Consider the following 6,493-nt stretch of genomic DNA (forward strand, 5'->3'; position numbering starts at 1 on the left):
AAAGCAGAGGGCGGCATCGCGATGCCGCCCTCGCCAACTGCTAGCCGATCAGTTTTGCGTTGAGCTGGATGTTGACGCTTGCCAGCGCCTTGGACACAGGACAGTTGGCTTTGGCTTGCGCGGCAAGTTCCTGAAACTTGGCGGGGTCGAGTTCCGGCACGTGGGCGTCGGTGTTTAGTTCAATCTTTGTAATCGTCGGACCTTCTTCGAGATGAACCGTCGCGGTCGTTTGAATGCGCGTGGGCTTGAAACCGGCTTTGGTAATCAACGAGGACAAGAACATCGAGTAGCATCCCGCGTGCGCGGCGCCGACCAATTCTTCCGGGTTGGTGCCGGCGCCGGATTCAAAGCGCGATGCCCAGGTGTACGGACCGTTATAGTTGGCGAACTTCATCGTGCCCGAACCTTCGCGCAGCGTTCCCGTCCACACTGCTTGTGCGTGTCGAATTGCCATTTTTTCCTCCTTCATCCTAGAGTTTTCTTTTCACAATGGCATCCTTTTTACACCGGACAGATTCGCGTGTCAATGCCGATTCGGTAAAAAAACCTTAACGATTCGTGCTCTTATCCTATTGACCCATCCCCAGTTCACAGTTTATACTGAATCCAATTTCACGGTGATGATCGCCGCCGAGAGTTATCTACGCGCGGCGATTTCTTATTTTACACAATTCCAAGGAGGATTTTATGCAACGCGCAATTTTGATCGGACTACTAGTGCTCTTAGGCATGGTGGGGATGCTGGTTTCATCCACGCCGGCGTTTGCCGCGCCGCAAGCGATTTGTGTCAGCACGACCGGCGGCGGCGATTGGGCGACTCCTGCCACGTGGCAATTCTGTACGTCGGGCACGACGCCGAGCGCGACGCATGATGTGTACCTTCAGGGACCGGTGACTCTCGCCGGGAGCACCTCCGCGGCGAATGTGACGATTGACACCGCTGGCAGTCTAAGCACCGGCGCGAACACGCTCACACTTGCCGGCAACTTGACGAATGATGGAACGCTGACCACACCCAACATCGCGTTTGGCGGATCGGCTACGCAGAGCATTGGCGGCGCGAACGCAATCACTTTCAACAACCTGACGATCAACAACGCGGCTGGCGTTGCGCTGAATCGAAATGTCACGGTGAACGGCGCGCTCGCGTTGTCCGCCGGCGATTTGAATACCGGCTCGAATACGCTCGACCTGGCGAGTGGCGCGACGGTCACCGCGTCCGGCGGCGATGTCGTCGGGAATGTTCGGCGCGCCCATGCGTTCTCAACCGGGACGAATTACACGTTTAACAACGAAAGCACGCTCGTCAATTTTTCGACGTTGACCACCGCGCCCACTTTTATCACGATCAATCTCGCCAAGAGTACGCCGGCTGGTCTAACGCGCGCGCTTCCGCGTACCTACAGCATCACTGCCGACGGCGCGCCCATTTTTACCGGAACGCTCCAACTGCACTATGCGACGAGCGAAGTCGCGCCCGCCGGTCTCGTCGAAGCGAACATGCGCGCGTTAAAACAGGTGAACGGGCGGTGGGTCTTGCAAACCGGCAGCGTGACAACCGGCGGGACCAACCCGTACGTCTCCGCGACGAATGTCGCCAGTTTTTCGCTGTGGGCGATTACCGACAACGGCGCGCCGACCGCCGTGACGCTTTCATCCCTGCACACGCGAACGACGAGCGACGCGCCGTGGTTCGTCGCCGTACTCGGCATTGGCGCAATCGCGGCAATCGGTCTCGCCAGCATGTGGTTGCGTGCGCGGTAGCGCAATTTCATTTCTACCGAAACCGGAAGGCGGCGCTGCCTTCCGGTTTTATTTTCCCGCGCCGCGCCTGCGCCGGCTGATTTTGTCACATTGCCCGTCTTGTGTTAAAATGACGTTGTAACATGAAACGACTAGTACCACTCCTCGTTGTAGCCGTTGCCCTCGTTGCCTTTATCACCTTGGCGATTCCCGGTTTCGCGCAGGCGCGTCGCGCTCCACTCGTTCTCGCGTTCTATTACAATTGGTACGACGAGAATACGTGGAAGACGCAAAACGTACCGGACATGCCGACGCTCAAGTACTTGTCGCGCGATCCGATCAATACCGCGCGCCAGATCGTCGAAGCGCGCGAAGCCGGCATTGACTCGTTCATCGTCTCGTGGTGGGGTCCCGGCAATCCCACCGATTTCAACTTCAAAGCGATGCTCGATCAGGCGCGCGGATTGTATTTCCCCGTCGGCATTGACATCGAGATCAACTCGCCCTTCTTTCACAACAAAAACGACGTGGTCAACGCGCTCAAGTACCTACAATCCACGCACATGCAACATCCCGCCTATCTGCGCGTGGATGGCAAACCGGTCTTGTTTTTTTGGCGCGAGCAAATCTACTCGGTGGACGAGTGGGTCGCCATTCGCAATAATATTGACCCGCAACGCAAACAGATTTGGATCGCCGAAGGCATTGACGAAACGTACCAGCGCGTCTTCGACGGGCATCACCTCTACATGGTCGCGTGGTCCAAGAACGTGCGCGGCGAACTAAACAAGTGGCCCCCCCGCATCAAAAAATTCGGCGCGGATAAAATCTGGGTCGCCACGGTCAACCCCGGCGCGGACAATCGCAAGACCACGCAACCGGAAAAAGTCGTCCGCGATCGCGAGAACGGCGCGTTCTATCGCGAAATGTGGCAAGCCGCGTTCAGCACCTATCCCGACTGGATCATGATCACCAGTTGGAATGAATGGGCGGAAGGCACGATGATCGAGCCGAGTGTGACGTACGGTAATTTGTATCTCGACATCACGCGCGAGTACGCCGCCAAGTACAAAGCCGGTTTGCCGACGCCGACGCCGACGCCCACGCGCACCGCAACACCGACACGCACGTCAACGCCGACCGCGACCTTTACGCCGACGGTGACGCCGACGCCGGAACCAACCGCCACACCGGAACCGACGAGCACGCTAACGCCGGTCGTTACCGCCGATGCGGCGACGACCGCCGCGCCCGCGACGAGTAGCGCAAGCGCATCGCCCGCGCCTGCCAAACTGACCGTTACACCTAAACCCACCGCAACCATTCAGATTCAAGCGCGCGTCAGCATCAGCGGTACACTGCGCGTACGCGCTGCCCCCATGGCGGACGCGGAAATCCTGGGTCGCTTGGTCGAAGGTGCCGGCGTCACTTTGCTGGCGCGCAGCGAAGACAACAAGTGGTGGCAAATCGCGTTTCCCAATCTGACCAAACGCGGCTGGATCTCGGCGGACCTCGTCACGCCGAATGGCGACACACTGACACTGCCCATTATGCGCGTCGAAACCAGATCGCTGGACATACCACCGCCGCGTCTTTCGATGCCAATTCAGGACGACGGCGCACCCTCCCTGGCTGAATACTAACAAGTGGAAACCCGTTTTCACCAGCGTGGAGGAAACGGGTTTCAACCTAAGGAGCAATGCGTGGTTAATCTCGACAACAACATCGCCAAAATTCTTATCACGCGTGAACAACTCGATGCGCGCATCGCCGAACTCGGCGCAACGATCAGCCGCGATTACGCCGGCAAGGATTTGTTGTTGGTCTGCGTCCTCAAAGGCGGCGTGCTGTTTCTGAGCGACCTCACGCGTGCGATTCGAATTCCCCACGCGTTCGACTTTATGGCGATTTCGTCGTACGGCGGCATGCACACCGAAACGACTGGCGTCGTCCGCATCTTGATGGACTTGAACTCGAACATCGAGAATCACAACGTGCTCATTATCGAAGACATCGTGGATACGGGACGCACCTTGTCTTACATCACGCACAATCTGCAAACGCGCGCACCCGCGTCGCTCAAGATTTGCGCGTTGCTCAACAAACCCAGCCGCCGCGAAGTGGAAGTGCACCTGGATTATATCGGTTTTGATGTGCCGAACGAATTCGTCGTCGGCTATGGCTTGGATTACAACGAACTGTATCGCAACCTGGGTTTTATCGGCGTGCTGAACCCCGAAAGGTACGGTGGCGCGATGTAGGGGCGAAGCATTCGCAAAACGGTAATTCTTCAACCAGTCACATCGCATTCGATGGGTGATGATCCAAGCATCAACATTCTGCGAATGCCTCGCCCCTACATGCATAAAATAAACAACCCGACGGTTTTATCGTCGGGTTGTTCGTTTCAATCGTGAATCTTGGCGACGGCTTCGCGGATACGCGCCACCGCTTTTTGGATATTCTCTAACGAGTTCGCGTACGAGAATCGCACGTATCCTTCGCCCGCCTTGCCGAACGCGGTGCCGCTCACGCACGCGACGCCGGCTTCGTTGAGAATGTAATCCGCCATCTTGCGCGAATCCCAGCCCGTCCCCGTCGTGTTCGGGAACACGTAGAACGCGCCGTGCGGTTTCTGGCACTTGAATCCCGGCACCGTGTTCATGCCTTCCACGATTACATCCCGGCGTTCCTTGAATGCGGCAACCATTTTGCCCACCGAGTCTTGCGGTCCGGTCAACGCGGCGATGCCGGCGGACTGCGTGAATGCCGGCACGCACGAATTCGAGTTCGTCTGCAGGCGCGTGATGTGCGGCACGAGCGCGGGCGACATGACGCCCCAGCCCAAGCGCCAGCCGGTCATCGCGTACGTTTTGCTAAACCCGTCGAGCACGATGGTGCGTTCCGGCATCCCAGGGATCGAGAGCAGACTTTCGAATTTGCCTTCGTACAACACTTGCCAGTAAATTTCGTCCGTGAACACAGTAATGTCGTACTGGTTGGCGACCTCGGCGACAACTTGCAAGTCCGCGCGCGTGAACACACCGCCGGTCGGGTTGTGCGGCGAGTTGAGAATGATCATCTTGGTTTTCGAATTGGCGAGCGCGCGAAACTCGTCGGGATCGAAACGAAATTCGTTTTCTTCGCGCAGATGGTACGGCACGGGTTTCGCGCCGACGTAGTTAATCATGCTCTCGTAGATCGGAAACCCAGGTTCGGGGTACAACACTTCGTCGCCAGCTTCGGCAAGTGTCATGATCGAAAAGAACATGATCGGTTTCGCGCCCGGCGTGACGACGACCTGATCGGGTGAAATGTTCAAACCGCGCGTCGCGTTGGTGTGGCGCGCAATCGCCTCGCGCAGTTCGGGAATGCCCTGGCTCGGCGTATATTTGGTTTTGCCGTCGCGCAACGCGCGCACGCCGGCTTCGACAATGTGCGCGGGCGTGGGAAAATCCGGTTCGCCCACTTCGAGATGCACAATATCGCGCCCTTGCGCTTCGAGCGCGCGCGCCTTGACGAGCACTTCGAACGCGGTCTCGGTGCCCAATCGGCTCATTCGGGTTGCAATTCGCATGATGACTCCTCTTCAAAAATACGAGTTATGATTTTCGCTTGGCGCGCGCCAGACGTAACTCTTGCCGCGCTTCGGCTTCGGTCCAGCGCCGCCGATCATCGTCGGTTTCGAGAATGAGCGGCGGCACTGAGGTGGGCTTGCTTTCGTCGTCGAGCGCGACGAACACCGCGTACGCCGAATTGGTGTGCACGATTTCGCCGGTGATCGGATTCTCGGCTTCGACGCGCACTCCCGTTTCGATGGACGACCGACCGACCCAGTTCACGGACGCGTGCAAGGTCAACAAGTGACCCACTTTGACCGGCGAAAGAAACGTCATCGAGTCAATCGCGATGGTCACGACGGGACGCCGCGCGTGCCGCATCGCGGCGAGCGCGCCGGCTTCGTCCACCAGTTTCATCACGTAACCGCCGTGCACATTGCCCAACGGATTCGCGTCGGACGGCATCATTTGTTGATTGAGCACGACCTGGGATTCGGACGCGCATTTTGCCGGCAAGCGCGCATCGCCGCCGCGCACATCCAGACTCGCCGCCGTACCTTCGTGAGGCAAAGCCATACTCGACTCCTGATTATTAATGCCGCCAGTATATCCAAAATCAATCGCTCTGGCAAACCGTTTCGCGCGAAATTGCAAAGGGTGTCCGTTAAAATTTTGGGCGGTGAAAAAACCTTGCGAAGGTTGAACGGCAATCATATTTGATTTGTCGTCAAAACCTTCGCAAGGTTGAGTGTTTCAAAATTTTGACGCCCACCCAATTGCACACGGCTTTTCAAAAGTCGCTTGACTCACTTGCCAACCTAACCCCCAACCCCCTTCCCTATAAGGGAAGGGGGCAGGGGATGAGTCTGCAAATGACTTTTGAAAAACCGTGCCCAATTGCACAGGGTGTGCGTCAAGTTTTTGGGTGGTGAAAAAACCTTGCGAAGGTTGAACGGCAATCATATTTGTTTTGCCGTCAAAACCTTCGCAAGGTTGAGTGTTCCAAAATTTTGACGCACACCCAATTGCACAGGGTGTGCGTCAGATTTTCGGATTGGTCAGTTGCCGGGATGATTTGAAACGCGCGCGCCCAATCGGTGAACGACGCCAAGGATGATTCTCTGACGGGCGATTGGGTGGTTTCGGTTGGTCCGAGGTTGACGTGTGAGATGTTTGGGCAATAACGGCAA

The 6,493-nt window shown here is 57.2% G+C and carries 6 protein-coding genes; 3 read left to right on the plus strand and 3 right to left on the minus strand.

The window, feature by feature from the left end; genetic code table 11:
* Positions 1-40: 40 nt before the first annotated feature.
* The gene (locus HY868_03230) at positions 41-454 is read right to left on the minus strand and encodes an OsmC family protein (GenBank protein ID MBI5301124.1); all 414 of its coding nucleotides are present in this window, start codon (positions 452-454) and stop codon (positions 41-43) included.
* A 233-nt stretch (positions 455-687) separates the two neighbouring features.
* Between HY868_03230 and HY868_03235 the strand changes: the two genes are divergently transcribed.
* From HY868_03235 to hpt, 3 genes are all read left to right on the plus strand, one after another.
* The gene (locus HY868_03235) at positions 688-1,764 is read left to right on the plus strand and encodes a hypothetical protein (GenBank protein ID MBI5301125.1); all 1,077 of its coding nucleotides are present in this window, start codon (positions 688-690) and stop codon (positions 1,762-1,764) included.
* 122 nt (positions 1,765-1,886) lie between these two features.
* Entirely contained in the window at positions 1,887-3,386 is a 1,500-nt protein-coding gene (locus HY868_03240; protein MBI5301126.1) for a glycoside hydrolase family 99-like domain-containing protein, read from the plus strand.
* Positions 3,387-3,446: 60 nt separating this feature from the next.
* Positions 3,447-4,004: a hypoxanthine phosphoribosyltransferase gene (gene hpt / locus HY868_03245; protein ID MBI5301127.1), complete on the plus strand. Its 558-nt coding sequence runs from the start codon at positions 3,447-3,449 to the stop codon at positions 4,002-4,004.
* Positions 4,005-4,150: 146 nt separating this feature from the next.
* Here the strand turns inward: hpt and HY868_03250 are convergent, their stop codons facing one another.
* Together HY868_03250 and HY868_03255 are read right to left on the minus strand one after the other, a co-directional pair.
* Positions 4,151-5,320 (minus strand): pyridoxal phosphate-dependent aminotransferase, encoded by a 1,170-nt coding sequence (locus HY868_03250; protein MBI5301128.1) that lies wholly within the window; start codon positions 5,318-5,320, stop codon positions 4,151-4,153.
* A gap of 25 nt (positions 5,321-5,345) precedes the next feature.
* The gene (locus tag HY868_03255; protein ID MBI5301129.1) at positions 5,346-5,879 is read right to left on the minus strand and encodes an acyl-CoA thioesterase; all 534 of its coding nucleotides are present in this window, start codon (positions 5,877-5,879) and stop codon (positions 5,346-5,348) included.
* Between the last annotated feature and the right edge of the window lie 614 nt (positions 5,880-6,493).

Source organism: Chloroflexota bacterium (genome assembly GCA_016219275.1).
In the GTDB taxonomy this organism is placed as follows: Bacteria; Chloroflexota; Anaerolineae; order UBA4142; family UBA4142; genus JACRBM01.

Bases quoted from the DNA above. Each gene is read 5' to 3' on its own strand.
- HY868_03255 (MBI5301129.1), bottom strand. From the start codon at position 5,879: ATGGCTTTGCCTCACGAAGGTACGGCGGCGAGTCTGGATGTGCGCGGC.
- HY868_03240 (MBI5301126.1), top strand. From the start codon at position 1,887: ATGAAACGACTAGTACCACTCCTCGTTGTAGCCGTTGCCCTCGTTGCC.
- HY868_03235 (MBI5301125.1), top strand. From the start codon at position 688: ATGCAACGCGCAATTTTGATCGGACTACTAGTGCTCTTAGGCATGGTG.
- HY868_03250 (MBI5301128.1), bottom strand. From the start codon at position 5,320: ATGCGAATTGCAACCCGAATGAGCCGATTGGGCACCGAGACCGCGTTC.
- HY868_03230 (MBI5301124.1), bottom strand. From the start codon at position 454: ATGGCAATTCGACACGCACAAGCAGTGTGGACGGGAACGCTGCGCGAA.